The sequence below is a fragment of the Bacillus sp. DHT2 genome, from assembly GCF_026241455.1.
Classification (GTDB): domain Bacteria; phylum Bacillota; class Bacilli; order Bacillales; family Bacillaceae_G; genus Bacillus_A; species Bacillus_A pseudomycoides.
Map to the genome: position 1 here is coordinate 40,443 of NZ_JAPHWH010000006.1, position 18,958 is coordinate 59,400.

Sequence of the window (18,958 nt, forward strand, 5' to 3'; positions counted from 1 at the left end):
AGGGAGGGCTAAAATGAAACCGTATCACATTATTGGAAAAAGTATTAAACGAAAAGAAGGTGCGGATAAAGTAACGGGTAGAGCAAAATATGTGGATGACGAGATTGAGATAGGTACTTTATACGCAAAACTCTTAACAAGTGTGTATGCGCATGCTTTTATTGAAAGTATTGATATAAGGAGAGCTGAGGAAATCCCTGGTGTTCATGCTGTAATAACAGGCGCAGATTATCCCGTTCTGGTCGGTTCCAGTATTGTAGATCGTCCCCCGTTAGCCTACGAAAAAGTTCGGTATTTTGGTGAGCCTATTGCACTTGTCGTAGCGGATAGCGAAGCGATTGCTAAACACGCAACAGCACAAATACGTGTTATATATAAGAAACTGCCTGTAGTTCACGCCCCGCTGCAAGCCTATTTAGAAAGGGATATACTCGTACATGAAAATATAGAACAATATGAATTGGAAGAAGAAGTATATCCAGAAGCGCATACAAACATTGCAAATAGAACGAAAATTCGTAAGGGAGATATTCGAGAAGGGTTTGTAAATAGTGAAGTTGTTGTAGAGGAAACGTTTTCTTTTCGGCAATCTGATCATACTGCAATGGAGACTCGATGTGCGAAAGGAGAAATTAAGCCAAATGGAGAGGTTATTATTCATTCTACTTCGCAAGCCCCTTTTGAAATTAAAAGATTGCTTAGTAAGACGTTTCAAATTGATGAGGAAAAAATAATTGTACATGTGCCTTTAGTTGGAGGGGCGTATGGTGGAAAAACAACGGTACAACTTGAGTATTTAGTGTATCTTGCTTCTAAAGCAGTGGGTGGGAGGCGTGTTACCCTGCGGAATAGTAGGGAAGAAGATTTTGTAACATCGCCTGTTCATATTGGTTTACAAGCAAAAGTAAAGCTTGGATGTACAAAGAATGGGACATTGCAAGCTGCAGAGATTTTATATTTATTTGATGGCGGTGCGTATGCTGATCGGGCAGTGACCATGAGTAAAGCGGCCGGATTAGACTGTACAGGTCCATACTCAATTCAGTATGTATCGTGTGATTCGCTTTGTATGTACACGAATCATCCATATGCGACATCGTTTCGTGGATTTAGTCATGCCGAGTATACATTTGTAATTGAAAGAATGATAGATATATTAGCAAAAAAAGTAAATATATGTCCGCTTGAGTTTCGTATGAAAAATACAATTGAGCGAGGAGATACAACACCAACACAAGTATTAGTCACAAAAAGTAATACGGGGGATATTCGGGCGTGTTTACAAAAGTTAAAATCGCTTATTAGTTGGGAAGAAGGGAATCGTATTGTTTTACCAAATGGGAGGATACGGGCAAAAGGAATTAGTTGCTTTTGGAAAAATTCGACTACACCAAATAATGCTGGAGCGGGTGCGACTATAACCTTTAATGGTGATGGGAGTGTAAATGTCAATTGTGGTGCAGTGGAAATTGGACAAGGAACGAAAACAACTTTAACACAAATGGTTGCAGAAAAAATGAATATGAATATTAAAGATGTATCTATTATGATGGAAGTCAATACACAAATAGCGCCAAAACATTGGAAAACAGCTGCCAGTCGAACGACACATCTCGTTGGAAATGCAGTTGTAAAAGCGACGGAAGATGTAATGAAGCAGTTACTAGATACGGCGGCTAATGTACTTGGAATACCAGCAGGTGAATTAACAATTGCAAATAAGACTGTATATGTAAAAACAAATCCAGATGTTTACGTACCATTTTCAAAAATTGTTTTTGGATATGTTGATTCGAGTGGGAATGTGGCAGGGGCGCAAATAATCGGAAGAGGTACATATATCTTTAAAGGAATAACAAAGATTGACTATGAAACAGGAAAAGGGCAACAAGGACCAGAGTGGGGAGTGGGAGCACAGGCAATAGAGGTTGAATTTGATTCACAATTATATACGTATAAATTAATTAAAGCAGTAACGGTTGCAGATGCTGGAAGGATTTTAAATAGAAAAGGAGCAGAAACACAAATTATAGGGGCTATGAGTATGGGATTAAGTTTTGCGACGAGAGAAACATTTCACTATGACTTGTATGGGAGAGTTCTTAATAATCAGTTTCGTTCTTATAAAGTGATGCATTATGGGCAACACCCAAAATACATTGCTGAATTTGTAGAAGTACCGCATGATCAAGCTGCATTTGGGTCTAGAGGGCTTGGTGAGCATGGAATTATCGGCATGCCAGCTGCTTTAGCGAATGCGTTATCTATTGCGGCTAGTATTTCACTTCGTCAATTACCTATTAATCCTGAATTGATTTGGAAAGTAAAACAAGCGGAGGAGAATGGTGTATATGATACCATTTGACTTTGAATATTATCGTCCGAATTGTATCGAAGAAGCAATCCGATTATTTCATCAGCTGGATAAAGAGGGAAAAAAGCCTATTTATTATGGAGGAGGCACTGAAATTATTACAATGGGGCGTTTGCAACAAATAATTGCGAAAGCGGTCATTGACTTGAAAGATATTCCCGAAGGTAATATTTGTGCATGGAATAACCAAAAGCTTATTCTTGGAGCTACATTAACATTAACACAAGTTCAAGAGGAAAAAGTATTCCCCCTTCTTGGAGAGACTGCCGGAAGAGCTGCAGATCACACAGCAAGAAATAAAATTACGCTTGGTGGCAATATTGCAGGGAAAATTATATATAGAGAAGCAGTACTCCCTTTTTTACTAGCTGATAGTACATTTGTTATTGCAGGAAAAGAAGGTGTAAAGTATATCAAGGCACAGCAAGCGTTTATTGAGAAGTTACAATTGCAAAAAGGTGAGTTTCTCATACAAATTATCACCGATCAAAAATATATAGAATCATCTTATTACAGTGTAAAAAAAAGGCAATTAGAGAAAATTGATTACCCACTTGTAACAGTTGCTGCGTTAAAAAGTGATGAAAACATTCGAATTGCATTTAGTGGATTGTGTGCCTTTCCATTTCGGTCGCTCGCAATGGAGGCAGTGTTAAACGATTGGGATATTCCAGTAAGGAAGAGAATTGAGCGCGCCCTTCTTCATATTCCCGCACCTATATTAGATGATATACGAGGTTCGCGTGCTTATCGTATGTTTGTTTTGCAACATGTGCTTTATGATGTGCTGATGAAGCTGGAAGGGGTGAAATAATGGGAAAGGGGCAATTTATTCTTCATGTAAATGGGGAAGGTAGAGAAGTGATTGTCAGAATGGCAGATACGCTATTATATACATTACGACATCAACTCGATCTAACAGGAGCTAAGCCGGGATGTGAAAACGGTGATTGCGGTGCTTGTACAGTTCTTGTTGAAGGAATACCCATTAAGTCTTGTATTATGTTAGCTGTGGAAGCGATTGGTAAGCGGATTACAACGATTGAAGGCTTACGGGAAACGCCTATTCAGCAAGCTTTTGAAGATAAATGGGCTTTTCAATGTGGGTATTGTACGTCTGGGTTTATCATGAATTGCCATGCGCTCGTGACACAAAAAATAGATGTGGATGATACAGTTATTGAAGAATGGCTAAGTTCTAATATTTGCCGGTGTACAAGTTACCAAGAGATTGAAGAAGCTGTGAAATCTGTCTTACAAAAACAACGGGAGCATCAATGATGACTTCTGTTCATACTGTACTAGAAGCACTACTATCTTGTGAACAACGATGTGCTTTAGCGACGATTATTCACGTAGAAGGATCTGCATATTGTAAAGAAGGAACAATCATGCTTTTTGGTGAAGATGGAACGAAGGTCGGAATGTTAAGTGCAGGTTGTTTAGAAGAAGAGGTTTCTGTTTATGCAGCTGAAGTAATAGAGAATCAAACTTGGTCTATCCATCAGTTTAATACAAAAGCAGAAGATGATTTATCTTGGGGAATGGGATGTAACGGTATCATTCGTATATTAGTTGAGCATATAGATGAGGAGTACAAAGCTTTTTTGCAAACACTATATGAATATCTTAAGAAGGGTATTTCAGTTCGAATGATAAAGAACCTTTCTTCATTACAGACTTTGTTTGTAAGTGAGAATGGTGACACGTTTGGGAATGAAGAAGCTTTATTTTCAACTCATTCCTTACATGGTTTATACGGTAAATGGTTTTATCAACACTTTGTACCAAAGCCACGACTCTTTATTTTTGGAGCGGGGGAGGATGCGAAACCTCTTGTTCGGTTTGCAAAAGAAGTAAACTTTTTTGTAACAGTTTGTGATTGGCGTGAATCGTTATGTAATTCTTTACATTTTCCGAGTGCAGATGTTTGTATGAATGGGTTTCCGAAAGAGATTGTACCACGACTTCTATTAAGAGAAGAAGATTTTGTTGTGATTATGACTCACCATTTTCAACGCGATCAGCAATTGGTTGAACTTTTATTGAAACAATGTGTTCGCTATATTGGTATTTTAGGTCCACGTCACCGCACTGCTCGTCTATTAGAAGGAAAGGCGATACCAAAAAATATTCATTCTCCGGTAGGGCTTGCAATTGGTGGAAAAGGGCCAACTGAAATAGCGATTAGTATCATAGCTGAAATCATCCAAGAATTAAGGGGGAAGTAAAATAAAGATTGCAGGGATATATTTAGCTGCTGGAAACAGTCGAAGGATGGGGCCAGGAATAAATAAATTATACTTACCATTACAGGGGAAACCACTTGGAAACATAGCGTTACAAGCGGCATTTTCTTCAAGGCTCTCTCATATTATTGTTGTTACAAATGACCCCACGTGGATATTAAAGAGGATGTGCCGTGAAAATGTGTATATTCTTTCTTGTCCAAACGCTGATAAGGGACAGTCATATTCTCTTCAGTGTGGTGTTAAAATGGCGAAAAAAATAAATGTAGATGCAGTGGTTGTTCTTTTGGCGGATCAACCATTCGTTACAGCTGAATTTATTAATAAGATAATGGATTGCTATGAACAAAATAAAAACATTCATTTTGTAGCAGCGAGTTATAGGGGAGTAAGGCAACCTCCTGTTTTATTTACAAAGAAAGTGTTTCCGTTTTTTAAAGCGTTGAAAGGGGATGAAGGAGCACGTGCAATTTTTATGAAGCCTACGATAAATGGAATTTCATTGTTGTCTCAAAATGACAAAATATTTTTTGATATCGATACATGGGAAAAATATCAACAGGTGAAACAAAAATATGCGGATTGATATGGTGTTTGAATTACAATGTAGTAGACATAAAACTATGTCAAAAAGAGCCGGAATTTCTCGATATAGAAATTTGGCTCTTTTTACGTTGATATTATTTTGTAAAATTGGTCGTTTGAATCGATTTTGGATCTCAATTTGTAAGGTTCATACGATTTTGTGCATGCTGTAAAGCAAGTGGAGTAACGTTCTCCCCGTTAGGATCTACAATCGTTGTATTTAATAAAATGGAATCTAAACTTCCGCGAAATTCTGTCATATAGTGTTGTCTTAACATTTGTTGTTCCTGGTTTTCAGTTTTTTAGTCCGGAAGCTTTTTCTTTTTTTGCTAATTCATTAATGCGAAATAATATATTTTTCATTTTGTTCACCTCTTTTAACTATAAATTAGTAACTCACTAATTTATAATGATTTTGATATTTCTTTTTGATTATGTCAATAGTTGTAAATGAAAAAGACACTCCTTTTTTAAAAAAGGTGTCTAACTAGATTACATTAGGTTTATCCATCATTTTTATAAATGATTTCTATTAAAATAATTCATTTTATTTATTTGCATTCTAAATATATAATAGCGATTAGGTGAGTGCACAGGAACAGCTATTTAATTGTCCTTCTTTTCGGAATGCTATTTGTGCATAAATCGTTCGATTTAATAAGTCGTTTAGATAGTTAATCAATGATTTTTTAGGGAATCGCTCAAGCTCGCAGAATAGAAAATATATGAGATTGTTACTAAAACCAACTAATTTCATGAGAATGATTATTTTTATTGGTGTCTCGGTGAACAATGGACTGCATTTCTGCGTAAGAGAAAACTATGTAACCTACATATTAACTTTTTCATTATTATGAAGATATGGTTATAACAAGAAAAACATCCGAAAATTATATTTTAGCTTTATATAAAACAAAAGAATGATCGTACAACAGGAGGAGTAAGTATGGAGCTGCGCCATTTGAAAACTTTTATTATTGTAGCGGAAAGCGGTGGCTTTACACGGGCTGGAGAACAACTTGGGTATACGCAATCGACAATTACTAATCATATTCGATCATTAGAAGAAGAGATTGGAAATCCATTATTTGATCGTCTTGGAAAAAAGGTAATTTTAACTGATGTAGGGGAGCATATGCTTTCTTATGCGCATAAAATATTGGAATTATCAAATGAAGCATTGGAATCATCTCAAATGAACGGGAAATTTTCAGGGACAATACGCATTGGAGCGAATGAGTCTTTAATGATTTATCGATTACCTGCTGTTTTATATGAATTTAAAAGGAAGTATCCGCAAGTACATATCATTTTACAACCATCAGAGAGTCAAGAATTGCACAATGAGCTAAAATCAGGAAAATTTGATTTCGCTTTATTTACACATCCGGAGCAACTAGGTACAGACATTGTTACTCATTCTCTTGTTCAAGAGAAGATTGTGCTTATTGCTCCGCCCAAACATCCACTAACAAAAAAGGTGAGCGTTAGTCCTGCTGATTTAGAGGGAGAAATGTTGTTGCTTACAGAGCCAGGGAGTTACCGAGATTTGTTAGAAAGACGGATTAAAGAAGATGGTATTAATTGTTCTCATATTCATTTTTGGAGTATTGAAGCGATTAAGCAAACCGTTATGTGTGGGCTAGGGATATCTTATTTACCGTTTATAACGGTAAAGGAAGAAATCGAGCAAGGCAAGCTAAGTGTACTACCATGGACGTATAGTAAAGATTTCGTTACAACGGAATTGGCATATCATAAAAGCAAATGGTTAACTCCTGCAATGAAGAAATTAATTGAAATGATAGAAAAGCATGCAGAGAAATGGAAAGAATTCGCTTGATTCTCTGATCTGAAAGTAGGCTGGAAACTATATATTGGGGGAAAAGTAATGAATGAAAGAGTAATAAATGAAAGAGTGAAAGAAGTAGCGCTTGTCGTAATAGGATCATTATTGTTTGCGATTGGGATTAACTTTTTTGCTATTCCAAATCGGTTATCTGAAGGTGGAGTTATTGGGCTTACAGTTATTACATATTATTTGTTTGAATGGTCACCAGGTACTGTAAACCTTTTAATAAATGCAGTATTACTTGCAATTGGGTATAAGTTTTTTGATAGAAAGACAATGGTGTATACAATACTTGGTATTGTCTCTTCATCTTTCTTTTTATATATCACAGAAGATATAGCGACTCCGGTAAATCATGATACATTGTTAGCAGCTCTATTTGCGGGTGTTTTCGTTGGTGTTGGTTTAGGATTTATGTTCCGTGCAGGTGGTACATCAGGTGGATCTGCAATCATAGCACAATTAGCAAACCAATATTTAGGTTGGAGTGTTGGAAAAGGTGTATTAATTATTGATATCGTCGTTATTGCAGGTTCAGTATTTATTATTGGGCAGGAAAAAGCGATGTATACGCTGGTAGCGGTATTTATCGGTGCAAAGGTTATTGATTTTATTGTAGAAGGATTGAATACAAAGACTGCTGTAACAATTATTTCAAACTATCCAGACATGATCAGAGAATCCATTATGAAGAGTATGACACGAGGTGTAACAGTACTAGATGGGAAAGGTGGTTACACAGGAAATAACAAAGAAGTATTATATGTTGTCATCAATAAACAAGAGCTCATTCAATTAAAGAAAGTCGTGAGTCAAAAAGATGAAAATGCATTCGTTGTCATTCACGATGTGCGTGATGTATTAGGTGGTGGTTTTAAAGCGAGTTAAAAAAGCTGGTCTTCAAATTTTGAGGACCAGCTTTTTGTTTAAGGAGGTAAAAAAATAATCATTAGTTTATAGTTTTAAGAAACAACGTCATAACAAATACGATAAAAAAAACGAAACACTATAATATATAAGGGTTTCGTTTTTTTTTTTTTGAGTATCGTTTGAATGCAGTATAATCTATGCTGTTGTATTCATTGGTTCAATGTCAAAAGAAATTTCTTTAGCTGCTTCTAAAGCTATTCTTTTAGCTTCTTGTTTAGAAAATGATGCTGCTAAAACGTAGCCGCACCGATCCCCCATTGATTTAGGAGGTTTTAGGATACTTCCCTTTTTAGGTTTTATATATACTTCTTCTACACCAGGATATTTAGAGCTACGCTTTTTTCCTGTAACTCGAATTAATTTCCCTCTATAAGCGACTGTTAAGTAGTGCGTATACACATATTTATAATGTTTTTTATTCAGTGAAGGTTTATTTCCTAACATTAACTGAATCGTTTCCTGTACTAAGTTGATTCCATGTCCAACTTCAATCATACGATTCATAGCTCCGCCTGATATCCTTGGGTTTATCTCAATTAACTTCCAAATACCATTTACTCTGCGGAGCTCCAGGTGACAAGCACCATTTTTTATATCAAAAGCATGTACAACAGAATGAATAGCGTTAAGAAGACTATAATGTAGTTTAGTGTCTAATTGTCCTAACAAAGAATAACCAGTGACGATAAAACGTTCAAAAAATGTAATTTCTTGTTCAATCACTGCAATAATATGAACCTTTTTATTGTGAACTAAAACTTCAACTAAGTACTGAGGTCCATCTACATATTCTTCAAGTAGAATTTCTTCATTAGGTCGTTTTTTTAAAAGGGTTTGCATAGATGAAATTAATTGATCTCTATCCTTTGCCAACAATACATCTTTTGATCCTGCTGATTCAGGGGATTTAACGACAAGAGGAAATTTCATCTCTACAGTTTTAAGAAAAGATGATAAGGATTTTATTGGTTTGTAAATTAAATAATTGAGTGAAATCGGTAAATTCTTAAGCACGTTACGGGTCAATATTTTATTTTCCATATGATAAATTGCGTCAGTAGATACCATACTTTTACAGAACTTCTCAGACAAACATGCAGCGACATAAACAAAATAATCAATAAAACTAAAAATTCCTTTTATATTTTTCCCTGTTTTTTTTAGATTGTGGATTACTGTAATTAAATTATCATAATCATTTATATCGGTAAATATCATCTGATGTACATCCGGAAATTCACTTCGTTCTTCAAGAAATCTTTTTTGGTCTGTTAACAAAACCGTAAAGAAATTAAGTTTCTCTGCTGCTTTAATTGCTTCCCTACTCGATCCAGATTTATTTGTTTCAATAAAAACAATAGTATTCATAATCTTACCCCACCCTATCTTTACTTGTTTTTATAAAATAAGCTCTGTTATCTATATAAATAGAATATAAAAATGGGACAAAGGTTGTTCTTAATCTTTTGAAAATTGGTTAAATGTGGAAATGATATGAATATATATAAGTTGAATTTGATCTGTATGTTGAAAAAGAACTTTAGAAAGAGGGGAAGGGAACCAATATGACTATAATTGGTATGCTGCATCATCGAGAAGATCCAAGAAACGTAAGAAGAGCATATGCTTGTGCCGCTGTAGCAAAAGCTGAAGGTGTCAACTTCTTTTACTTTACCCCAGGGAAAGTAAAAATAGAAAATCAAACGATTTTAGGAAAAATCTATGAAAACGGCGAGTGGATTGAAAAAGAATTTTCTTTTCCCGATGTCATTTATAATGCAAGCGCTCCTGTTAGTGATAAAACTGAGAAAATCTTTGATTATCTATACGATAGGATTCCATTCACAAGTCATTCGATTGGAGATAAATTAAGTGTATATAACAGAATTAAAAAAGCAAAAGAGTTTGAACAATATCTTATTCCTTTTTATGAATTAACTGATGCTAGCAAGTTTTTTGACATGATTAAGCGCTATAAAAAAGTTATTATCAAACCGATGTCTGGGCATCAAGGTGGGGGCATCGTTTTTATTGAAAAATATGGGGTAGAGCATTACAAAATGAATGAGGCAGGGCAAGTCTCATCTATTAATGAAAAACAATTGTTAGACTTTATATCTCATAAAATACAAGAACAAGATTACCTAGTTCAACAATTTATTTCATGTCAAATGAAAACTGGTCATGTTTATGATTTCAGGCTGCATGTTCAAAGAAACGGAGAAGGAAAATGGGTCATTACTTCAATTTTTCCAAGGATAGGTCCATTGGGAAGCATTGTATCAAATATGGGTAGTGGTGGTTATAGCACGTATCTAGAAATTTTTTTAAAAACAGAGTTTGATGACAACTGGTACAATATTCAAAGGTATTTGGAGCGGTTTGCAGTAAGCTTTGTTAACCATTTTGATTCTTTATATGACAGTGTATCATTTGATGAATTAGGAATTGATGTTGGAATTGATGCGGACCAAAAATTGTGGCTGTTTGAAGTGAATTGGAGACCAGGTGCACCTAGTATATTTAATCTTGAATTAGATGTAGTTAGAAACACGATTCACTATGCTAGATATTTAGCCAATAAATACAAACAAAATAGAGGATAAAAACAAGGGAAACGGTAGGGTGATGCTTTTAAAAAAATCAATATTAGTGAAGAGATGATTGAGAATGTACTACATGGCAATCTATACAATGGGATTGCAACATATCCCAATCGTTTATTTGCTACTAGCTTTTTTGATAATATGGTATTGAACAGTATTGGAGTCCCTATTCAAAACAATGATCAACGATATACACTATTTTTTTGTTTTTAAGGAAAAATATATATAAATAGGGGGCATGCAAAAACAAATTTTAGTGTAGAGTTAAAATAAAGTTAATATGCTTAAAATAAAGCTCCGGTGTTTGTAAAAAAGTTGCATGGTTTCATCCCTTTAGGTTCGAATATCTAAAGGGATGTTCTTATATCTAAGGGAAAAGGAACGGGTTCTCCGCAAAAGATGGTTTATTTGCATGGTTTTTCTTTGGATCTCCCGCATCCTATATGAATTCCATATCTTTATTAAATCTATTGTTTATATAGTCTCCTATTGTGAAGGTGTGAAGGTTAAGCGTATAATATTATAGGTCTAAAAAATATAGGATAAATTGTGAATGATAAAAATGATAGATATTTTTCATCACTTATAAAACAGAGATAAAATGAAAGTAGCATTGGAATTTAGATAGGGAGTTATAAAATGAAATTAATCATAGCCGAGAAACCAGATCAAGGTTTGGCCCTTGTTTCTCAATTTAAATATCGCCGAAAAGACGGCTATTTAGAAGTAGAAGCAAATGAGTTATTTCCAAATGGAGCTTATTGTACATGGGCAATTGGTCATTTGACGCAGTTATGTAATCCGGAACATTATCACGCTGAGTGGAAAAAGTGGTCACTCGATACATTACCAATGATTCCGGAACGTTTTCAATTTGAAGTTACAAAATCAAAGTATAAGCAATTTAATGTTGTGAAACAGCTGTTACATAATCCGCAAGTGACGGGAATTATTCATGCAGGCGATGCGGGGCGTGAAGGGGAATTAATTGTACGAAATATTATCAATCTTTGTAACGTGCAAAAACCGATGAAACGTCTATGGATCTCCTCCTTAACGAAGCAAGCGATTTACCAAGGATTTAAAAATTTACTTGATGAAGCAGATACAATCAATACGTACTATGAAGCATACACACGATCATGTGCCGACTGGGTGGTTGGGATGAATGCATCGCGTGTCTTTAGTATTTTGCTAAAGAAAAAAGGAATGAATGATGTGTTTTCGGCTGGTCGTGTACAGACGCCGACATTAGCTTTAATTGTGAAACGTGAAAAAGAAATAGAAAACTTTAAATCAGAGCCGTTTTGGGAAGTGTTTGCAACTTTTAATATAGAAGGAAAGAAATATGAAGGGAAATGGGAGAAAGATAATGAGTCCCGTTTAAAAGACCCTGATATGGCAAATAAAATTGCAGCATTTTGCCAAAATAAACCGGCTGAAGTAAAAGAAATGAAAACGGAGCGGAAGGAGTTTCAACCACCGTTTTTATTTAACTTATCATCACTGCAAGCAACAGCGAATAAAGCATTTAAGTTTTCACCAAAAAAGACTCTTGATATTACACAAGCATTGTATCAAAAAGGTATTGTGTCTTACCCACGTTCGGATTCTAACTATGTAACACAAGGAGAAGCAGCAACGTTCCCTGACATCTTACAAAAATTAAGCCAGTTTGAGGAATATAAAGACCTATTACCAGCGCCGATTGAGTCCATTATGAATAATAAGCGATATGTGAATGAGAAAAAGGTTACAGATCACTATGCAATTATTCCAACAGAACAAGCGACAAATCCAAATAAACTATCTGGCGATGAAAAGAAAATTTACGATATGATTGTAAGGCGTCTCATTGCGGCTCATTATGAAGTTGCGATCTTTGACTATACAACAATTACAACACTTGTTGATAGCCGTGCTGAATTTATTTCAAAAGGGAAACAGCAAATTCAAGAAGGATGGCGCAAAGTTATTTTCCAAGATGATAAAGAAGATGAAACCATTCTTCCAATCGTAGTAGAAGGCGAACAAGGGAAAGTTGTAACGGTGAAAGTGAAAGAAGGAAAAACACAGCCACCAAAGCGTTATACAGAAGGGCAGCTTATTACGCTAATGAAGACAGCTGGGAAATATTTAGAAAATGAAGAGCTAGAGAAAGTATTAAAAAAGACAGAAGGGTTAGGGACAGAGGCAACCCGTGCAGGCATCATTACAATGCTGAAAGATCGTAAGTATATTGATGTGAAGAAAAATCAAGTGTATGCAACAGATAAAGGAAAAGTATTAATTACCGCAATTGGTGATAAAATTTTAGCTTCTCCAGAAATGACTGCGAAGTGGGAGCAGCGTCTTGCTGAAATTGGGGAAGGCATAGCTTCTCCAGCAACCTTTATGGAACAAACGAAAAAGCTATCAGCGAAAATTATTGAAGATGCGATTGAAATGTCTGAGAAGTGGGACTTTACTGGATTACATGTTGAATCGATTGAACGTAAAGAATCGAAGTTTACAACAGGTAAAAAAGTAGGGAAATGTAAAAAATGTGATGGTGATATAATCGATAAATCAACTTTTTATGGGTGCTCGAACTATAATACAACACAATGTGATTTCACGATTTCAAAAAAAATATTAGGGAAAACAATATCACAAAAGAATATGACTAAGTTATTAAAAGGTGAACAAACAGATTTAATTAAAGGCTTTAAGAAGAATGATAAAACTTTTGATGCGAAATTAGAGTGGAAAGAGAATAAAATCAATTTTGTGTTTGAGAAGTGAGAGTGTCAACAAATAAAAAAGTTCTTTACTGAATAAAAAAGTCCTTTACTAAATAAAAAAGTTCTTTCCCGAGTAAAAGATTCTGTAACAGGTTAGGTTTGAAAAAAATATTTATAGAAAAGAAAAAGCATGACAAATTTATGTCATGCTTTTTCTACGATTGTTTAATTAAGAGTTCGGTATCGGTGTTGGAGTAACGTTTATACCTTCTTTCTTATATTGTTTGTCGATATATTCACGAATTTCTAAAGTAGAGGCTCCATTTTGTTTCATTAAAACGGCTTGGAATGCAATATCTACACAAGCAGCTTGACTCATTGCATGCGATTCCCATGTAACTTCACCGCTCTCTTTAATTTCACGGATAAAACAATCTTTATTGCTTTTATGGTCGGAGTTTTCGTCACACCCACAGTAACAAGGAATCCATTGTAAGAGTTCGGTGTCTTTTCCTACCATTCCATAAATTTGAGAGACTTGTCCATTTGTGGTTGACGATAAAAAAGAAGGAAGAGTTTCTATATTAGCTGTTGTTTCTAGAGTATCGCCTTTAAAATGTTCACCTTTATTTTTTGTTCCTTGTAACTGATTTTGTGTTTTTTTGTTCTTAGTCGGTGATGAATCATTAACGGAACTACAGCCGATTAATAGGCTTACTAATAAAACTACAGGTATGATCTTTGACATCATACTGTCTCCTCTCTGTAGAAATTCCTTTATATGTAATACTTCGATTTACATATTGTTTTTTTATTAATTCGTTTAGGTGCCTGAATAAGAATTATTCAATAATCAAGATAATTACTTACCACCATTTTTATTTATATGTTTTAAATAAAAAACAGAAAAAATCCTTATTTGAATAGAGAAAAGAAAAAAGACAACAACCGGAGGGCTTGTTGTCTCAAAAAAAGTGGAATGACACTAAAATATTAGTTTAAGACATAACAGGTTATTTAAAGTATATGAATCGCGTGTAAAAATATACACCTTTCAAACAAAATCGTTATTTCATAGCAAATACAAAAGAGCACACAAATAAGCGTGCTCTTAGATAAGAAAGGTAAGAATCTTATGATTGGAGAGTCTCCATACAATAACATATGCTTGTCTAGTTTAAATGTGAAAGTTTTTTAATAAATACGCTATTTGCGCGACACGTTTCCTTATAAGTGCGTAAACACGAAATAGGAGGGTTATCAATTTCGATAACAACAACTGATTGACTGAAAGTAGGAATGAAAGCCGTCAGGTTGAGCTGAAACTACTTATCTAATACTCCTACATGCAAGGCGTGATAGTAGTCACAAATTGTATGAAGCTAGGTGAAGTCGGCTGAACAAAACCTAAGTGATAAATCATATGGTAATGGATAGGTCGGGGTGCTACAAACTATCTATGGTGAGAATGTCCAAACGGGCTGACGAACTTGCGAATGTACGGGTCTAAACGTTTAATACATTAGAAATATGTATGTCGTTAATGACGACGTTATCTACCGAAAAGTAAGAGTAAATAGTATGAAATTCGGGACATCTAACGATGAGGGTGTAAAGATAACAGGCTTACAGCAAGCGCCTAAGGATATATGAATAGCTAAGTCAATCGGAACGTGGTAAGCAAGAAACTGTCATCAACGCCTACTAGCAGACAGGTGCATATAAGGTTCTAACGAACCGAAATTGCTTCATTCTTGTGAAGGTGGGGACATAGTACCGAAGAAGCATGTAATAAATGTGGAGGGATAGTCTCTAGTCTTATTCTTTGAAAACTAAATCAATTAGATGTAACTCACAGGATCGAGTAAGATGATGTGACCTTTCGTAAGAAAGGGGAATTAATACGTTGGTGAGTACAACATTGTTTGTAATCTAGTTGCTTTAGTATAGAAGAATAAGATGGGGCGCTGTATGCGATGAAAATCGCACGTACAGTGTTAAGCGGGGGAAAAGATGGAGATAACTTCAAAGTCTTACCTATCGCAACGATCAATAGGTTATGGAGACAAAAATAGTGCACAAATTTTTTTGTGCACCACTATATATAAACTATGTCTTGTCTTGTTAATTATATGTCCACCTCAGAAAATCGTGAACAGATTAAAGTGGAATTTAAAAAGAGAAAACTTAAAAGGTGCTCCTCGACCAAACCTTTATTTGATAAAACAAAGCAGTCAGCTTAATTAGCTAACCACTTGTTGTACAAAAGAAATTAGGCCTTACAAGTACAGATATGTAACTTGAAGTTACAGCTATAGTATAAACGTAATTGGAAATGTTATACGGGGATAAAAAGGAATCTAATAAAAATTTCATTTTGTAGAAAAAGTAAAAAGAGCACTATCAATTAGTGCCCTTTGTAAAAATAGCGTAAGTAGCCAGCTCACGTTATAAAGAAAGGTAGAATTTAATATATTCAAACCCTGCTTAAATGGTGAAAACAAAAGAGCAGCTAGTAAAAGCTAACTGCTCCATTATCAAAAAAAGGTTCCAGGCTGCAAACACTGTTAAGAAAGCAGCTTACGGATAGTATGTACAGAATTGTGAGGATTATTCGGATGAATAAAAAGAGCACCTTCGAACAGTGCTCTTTCATGAAGGTTATGCGGAAATAAAATGACGAAATCACCTAGTAGAAAGGGTGGCACAAAATAATATATGAACGTTTATCTAATGGGTGACAGTGAAATAAAAAGAGCAGCTAACAAAAGCTAACTGCTTTGCCCCAGTAAAGACTGGGGAGTGCTTTAATAGGTCTAAGGCTGAAATAAGGGTTTTAGATGTTAATACCTAAGACCTAAATATAGTATGGATTTCACTTCAGAAATTATGCATATAAATTGTATTCCAATAAAAATGGTTAAAAAACAAAGCAGCTAGCTCAATTAGCTAACTACTTGTTGTACAAAAGAAATTAGGCCCTACAAGTAATGATATGTAACTTGAAGTTACAGCTATAGTATAAACGGACTTGGAAATGCTATGCGGGAAAGGGAACTTAATAAACACTTCATTTTGCACAACAAAGCAGTTAGATTAATTAGCTAACTGTTTGTTGTACAAAAGAAACTAGCGTTTACAAGTAATCATTTGTAACGGCTAGTTACAGTTGTAGTATAAACGGAATCGGGAGACATATGCGGGAATAAAACTTAATAAACACTTTAATTAAGAAGAAGGTGGTGATACAAATGTATATCTGCCCAAAATGTTTCGTTGATCAATATGAGATTTTTGAACATTTCACGTTATGTGAAGAGAGTAGTGATGAATAGTGAGTAATTTTAACAAGTTCAAAGGAATATACGGTTTATAATGGAGATTCATTAGTATGAATATCATATGGGTGTACTTCCTAAAATGATTCGCTATTATACGTTGTCAGACTGAGTGGCATTTCAAATTATTAACAGGGAGAGGGATAATTGAATAGGATTATAGTAATTACTTAATGCTGGGATAGGTTATAAATGGAGAACCAACTTAAAGAGATATTTGGTGCATTGGTAGCAGCGATAGGCACAATTACTTCCGCTATTGGAAGCACGCCTTTTCATTTTATAAGCGGTAATGTAAGAAAAGATTTGAATGTATATGGAAACGTATTACAAGCCGTTGGTAATGCTTTAGAGGCCGATGGTCAAGGGGAAATATCTCTTGAAAAGATTGGGAATGAAATTCAATCACTTGGTAATGTAACTGTAATATCTGGATTGGTTATTGATTTTAAAGAAGAAACACAAATTAAATTAGTGATTGCTGGGAATTGGACACAGGCTTTAGGCGGACTTACAGCTTTAGCAGATGAATTTAATGATACTTCGGATAACGATGAATCCTTAAACATTATAGGAAACTTATTACAATCTATAGGGAATTCATTACAGGCAATAGGAGGTATTTACGAATTAAAAAGTAACAGAGATGAAGAACAGTACAATAAAGAAGGTAAAGTAAATGGTGTGGGGAAAGATACAGACACTCAAGTAAACAGCGAAACTAATGAAAATGAAGAAGGACAGAGAATAGATGTTGTAGGAAGTTGGATCCAAGCTGTAGGTTCTGTAATTTCATTAATTGGGCAGATACGTGAAGAGAGTGAGGAATTGGAAGGAAACGATTAATAGATTAGTTTAATAGAGCTTTTTAATAAAATAATCCTTTTCTAATAAGAAAGTTACTAAAATAAGAGAAAATGATATAATAATACCAATTACACATTTAGTCCTACTGGAAGAACCAGCGGACATCAAACTATAAAGAGCATTAGTGATATTGCTCTGTAGTTTGGTGTCCGCTTTTTGGTTTTTTATTAACAAAATAGATAAGGGGTGTTTATATATATGATGCAATTAACTTTCTTACCTAAAATTGATCGAAAAGCAACACAGCTTCGTTTAGAAGAGATTTTAGAAAATGTTCGTATTTACAGACAATTGGGGATGATTAGAAACGAGATGAAGGTCACAGCCTCTAGTGAGGTAAGATATCACGGTCCAACAAACATAATAGGCAAGCCAACTGAAGATGTTGCTTTAACGAATATTGCAATGAGTGAAAGAGAAGTGAAATTGCAACGCTTATCTTTTCAAATTGATAAGGCATTAAGTCGCTTTAGTAAGAATCAAAGAGACATCATTGTAAAGCGATATTTAGAAGATGAAGAAGTCTTTGATTACATGGTTTATAACGAGATTGGTATGAGTGAACGTACATACAGACGAAATAAATCTAATGCTTTTTATAAACTAGCGTTTGCTCTTAGATTAGAAGTATATGAGATAGAAGAGCACTACAGAGGGGATGATCAATGAATTTTGTTCAACCAATACGTGATCCAGAGCAAATACAATACATTAAAGAATATTTAAAAGAAAAGAATGAACGTGATTATATTTTATTTGTAATGGGGATAAATACACATGCCCATCAACCTAAGGAATCAAAATCTCCCCATAAAGAAAATTCTATTGATTTGAAGTAGCTTTGCTCATCTAAATTTGATATTATGTTCAAGCGCAAAATACATAAGGGGGATTAGGAATATGGAAAGACCAGTTGTTATTGAGGAGTTTACACCGGATTGGGCACTACAATTTAAAGAAGAACAAAGGCTTCTAAAAGGTATAATGGGAGATAAAGCTATTACAATTGAACATATTGGAAGTACATCTGTTGAAGGATTAGGAGCTAAACCAATATTAGATATTATGATTGGAGTTCATAATTTAAAAGAAGTAGATGAGTTTATTGAACCTTTAAAAAAGATTGCATATGAATATGTATTTCATAAAGAGTTTCCAAACAGAAGGTTTTTTAGAAAGGGATTATGGAGAGCGGGAACACATCATTTGCATGTTTATGAACTAGGGAGTGAAGAATGGAACAGTAATATCTTATTTAGAGATTATCTGAAAAACCATCCTGATACACTCCAACAGTATTATCAATTAAAACAAAAATTAGCTGAAAAACATCATCATGATAGAGTCGCATACACAAATGAAAAAGCGCCATTTATAACAGATATTATTCAGAAAGCTAAAAATGAAATTAACTTCCGCTAACGAAAATCATGT

The 18,958-nt window shown here is 34.7% G+C and carries 15 protein-coding genes and 2 pseudogenes; 14 read left to right on the plus strand and 3 right to left on the minus strand.

Translation table 11 applies throughout. From position 1 onward, the window contains the following. Positions 1 to 13 precede the first annotated feature (13 nt). Genes ORL93_RS15965 through ORL93_RS15985 form a run of 5 tightly spaced genes read left to right on the plus strand, consistent with a single transcriptional unit; the run spans position 14 to position 5,209 of the window. Complete coding sequence (locus ORL93_RS15965) at positions 14 to 2,365, plus strand: xanthine dehydrogenase family protein molybdopterin-binding subunit (RefSeq protein ID WP_265959204.1); 2,352 nt, start codon at positions 14 to 16, stop codon at positions 2,363 to 2,365. Beyond that, positions 2,352 to 3,188 (plus strand): FAD binding domain-containing protein, encoded by an 837-nt coding sequence (locus tag ORL93_RS15970; RefSeq protein WP_098161024.1) that lies wholly within the window; start codon positions 2,352 to 2,354, stop codon positions 3,186 to 3,188. Before ORL93_RS15965 ends, ORL93_RS15970 begins: the two co-directional genes overlap by 14 nt. Beyond that, positions 3,188 to 3,655, plus strand: coding sequence for a (2Fe-2S)-binding protein (locus ORL93_RS15975; protein WP_097794119.1), 468 nt, complete (start codon positions 3,188 to 3,190; stop codon positions 3,653 to 3,655). The genes ORL93_RS15970 and ORL93_RS15975 overlap by 1 nt, the downstream gene beginning before the upstream one ends. Further along, complete coding sequence (locus ORL93_RS15980; protein ID WP_018781395.1) at positions 3,655 to 4,605, plus strand: XdhC family protein; 951 nt, start codon at positions 3,655 to 3,657, stop codon at positions 4,603 to 4,605. Before ORL93_RS15975 ends, ORL93_RS15980 begins: the two co-directional genes overlap by 1 nt. Before the next feature lies 1 nt (position 4,606). Beyond that, on the plus strand, positions 4,607 to 5,209 hold the full coding sequence (locus ORL93_RS15985; RefSeq protein WP_078211539.1) for a nucleotidyltransferase family protein: 603 nt from the start codon (positions 4,607 to 4,609) through the stop codon (positions 5,207 to 5,209). Positions 5,210 to 5,342: 133 nt separating this feature from the next. Here ORL93_RS15985 and ORL93_RS15990 read toward each other — a convergent pair. Beyond that, positions 5,343 to 5,571 (minus strand): annotated as a pseudogene (locus ORL93_RS15990) (DUF896 domain-containing protein). A 583-nt stretch (positions 5,572 to 6,154) separates the two neighbouring features. On the opposite strand from ORL93_RS15990, the gene ORL93_RS15995 reads away from it, so the two are divergent. Beyond that, complete coding sequence (locus ORL93_RS15995) at positions 6,155 to 7,051, plus strand: LysR family transcriptional regulator (protein WP_006094525.1); 897 nt, start codon at positions 6,155 to 6,157, stop codon at positions 7,049 to 7,051. 48 nt (positions 7,052 to 7,099) lie between these two features. Then, on the plus strand, positions 7,100 to 7,948 hold the full coding sequence (locus ORL93_RS16000) for a YitT family protein (RefSeq protein WP_003196864.1): 849 nt from the start codon (positions 7,100 to 7,102) through the stop codon (positions 7,946 to 7,948). A gap of 177 nt (positions 7,949 to 8,125) precedes the next feature. On the opposite strand, the gene ORL93_RS16005 is transcribed toward ORL93_RS16000, so the two are convergent. After that, positions 8,126 to 9,358, minus strand: a complete 1,233-nt coding sequence (locus ORL93_RS16005; RefSeq protein WP_265959205.1) for an ATP-grasp domain-containing protein — start codon at positions 9,356 to 9,358, stop codon at positions 8,126 to 8,128. Positions 9,359 to 9,555: 197 nt separating this feature from the next. On the opposite strand from ORL93_RS16005, the gene ORL93_RS16010 reads away from it, so the two are divergent. The 3 genes from ORL93_RS16010 (at position 9,556) to topB (ending at position 13,380) form a co-directional block, all read left to right on the plus strand. Further along, complete coding sequence (locus ORL93_RS16010; protein ID WP_018781391.1) at positions 9,556 to 10,596, plus strand: YheC/YheD family endospore coat-associated protein; 1,041 nt, start codon at positions 9,556 to 9,558, stop codon at positions 10,594 to 10,596. A 54-nt stretch (positions 10,597 to 10,650) separates the two neighbouring features. Continuing rightward, the gene (locus tag ORL93_RS16015) at positions 10,651 to 10,809 is read left to right on the plus strand and encodes a hypothetical protein (RefSeq protein ID WP_006094528.1); all 159 of its coding nucleotides are present in this window, start codon (positions 10,651 to 10,653) and stop codon (positions 10,807 to 10,809) included. 426 nt (positions 10,810 to 11,235) lie between these two features. After that, positions 11,236 to 13,380, plus strand: a complete 2,145-nt coding sequence (gene topB, locus ORL93_RS16020) for a DNA topoisomerase III (protein WP_006094529.1) — start codon at positions 11,236 to 11,238, stop codon at positions 13,378 to 13,380. A 168-nt stretch (positions 13,381 to 13,548) separates the two neighbouring features. Here topB and ORL93_RS16025 read toward each other — a convergent pair whose 3' ends face one another. Further along, positions 13,549 to 14,067 carry a PCYCGC motif-containing (lipo)protein gene (locus ORL93_RS16025; protein WP_265959206.1) on the minus strand — a complete coding sequence of 173 codons (519 nt, stop codon included), beginning with the start codon at positions 14,065 to 14,067 and terminating at the stop codon, positions 13,549 to 13,551. Between the two features lie 2,782 nt (positions 14,068 to 16,849). Here ORL93_RS16025 and ORL93_RS16030 point away from each other — a divergent pair. The 4 genes and pseudogenes from ORL93_RS16030 (at position 16,850) to ORL93_RS16045 (ending at position 18,946) form a co-directional block, all read left to right on the plus strand. Beyond that, complete coding sequence (locus ORL93_RS16030; protein WP_070129309.1) at positions 16,850 to 17,503, plus strand: DUF6944 family repetitive protein; 654 nt, start codon at positions 16,850 to 16,852, stop codon at positions 17,501 to 17,503. A 219-nt stretch (positions 17,504 to 17,722) separates the two neighbouring features. Further along, positions 17,723 to 18,193, plus strand: coding sequence for an ArpU family phage packaging/lysis transcriptional regulator (locus tag ORL93_RS16035; protein WP_265959208.1), 471 nt, complete (start codon positions 17,723 to 17,725; stop codon positions 18,191 to 18,193). Then, positions 18,190 to 18,300 (plus strand): annotated as a pseudogene (locus ORL93_RS16040) (site-specific integrase); the annotation flags it as partial. The gene ORL93_RS16035 and the pseudogene ORL93_RS16040, both read left to right, overlap by 4 nt. 124 nt (positions 18,301 to 18,424) lie before the next feature. Then, positions 18,425 to 18,946 (plus strand): GrpB family protein, encoded by a 522-nt coding sequence (locus ORL93_RS16045; protein WP_088059590.1) that lies wholly within the window; start codon positions 18,425 to 18,427, stop codon positions 18,944 to 18,946. Positions 18,947 to 18,958 lie beyond the last annotated feature (12 nt).